General features: G+C 75.6%; 1 protein-coding gene. It reads right to left on the bottom strand.

The window, feature by feature from the left end; all coding sequences use genetic code 11:
• Positions 1-133: 133 nt before the first annotated feature.
• The coding region (locus IY392_RS14050; protein ID WP_194861547.1) for an aminoacyl-tRNA hydrolase at positions 134-758 on the bottom strand (625 nt) is incomplete at its 5' end.

The raw sequence follows: 758 nt of genomic DNA, 5'->3' as shown, positions 1-758 counted from the left end.
CCCCCAGCCGCAACCGCCCGCGGCGATGAACTCTCGCCTGCCCCGCTGCGCACGCCACCGTGCATGGCAGGGAGCGGCTGGGGGTGTGTGCCATCGGCGCCTGCGGGTGTCAGTCGCCGCCCGGCGTCGGGCGTCAGCCCTGGTCGACGGCGATGACCGTCAGCGAGCCCGGCGCGACCTCCGTGAACCCTGCGTCGACGACAGCGGCCACCCCCGGGGCACGAGCGGACACGGCCGCCGAGAGCTCTCGCCACCGGTCGGGATCCGCCTCCCGAACCGCCACGCGGAACCCGTCGTCGATCCACCGCTCGAGCCGGTCGCGGTCCATCTCCGCCATCAGCACCATCACCCCGTGGCCGACCTGGGCGGCGGCTTTACCCACGGACATCTCCAGCGTCCTGTCCACCCACACGACCGGCACACGCGGCGGCGGGGGGCCCGGATCATCCCGCTCGAGGTCGGTGCCCCCGATCTGCAGACGGCCGAGGCGCGGGTCCACGTCGTCGACCGGGCCGGGGACGAACGCCCTGGCCGCGCACCCGTCCACCTCGCGGGTCACCCCCTCGACCTCGAGAGCGGTGCGCCACTGCGCGCCTCGCGCACGCCGCGCGATCTTGCGCATCCTGGCATCCAGCCACGCCGCGTAGTCCTCGTGCCACGGTCCGCCGGGGGCCACGCGCTCGTCCAGGCACAGCGCGGCGACGGCGGCCGCGACCGCCTCGAGCAACGGGGTCCGACCCGGCGGGTCCGCCTTGGGC

Source organism: Dietzia sp. SYD-A1 (genome assembly GCF_015356725.1).
Lineage (GTDB): Bacteria > Actinomycetota > Actinomycetes > Mycobacteriales > Mycobacteriaceae > Dietzia.
The sequence above is the reverse complement of the archived record's forward strand: the minus strand, read 5'-3'. Positions and strand labels throughout refer to the sequence as shown.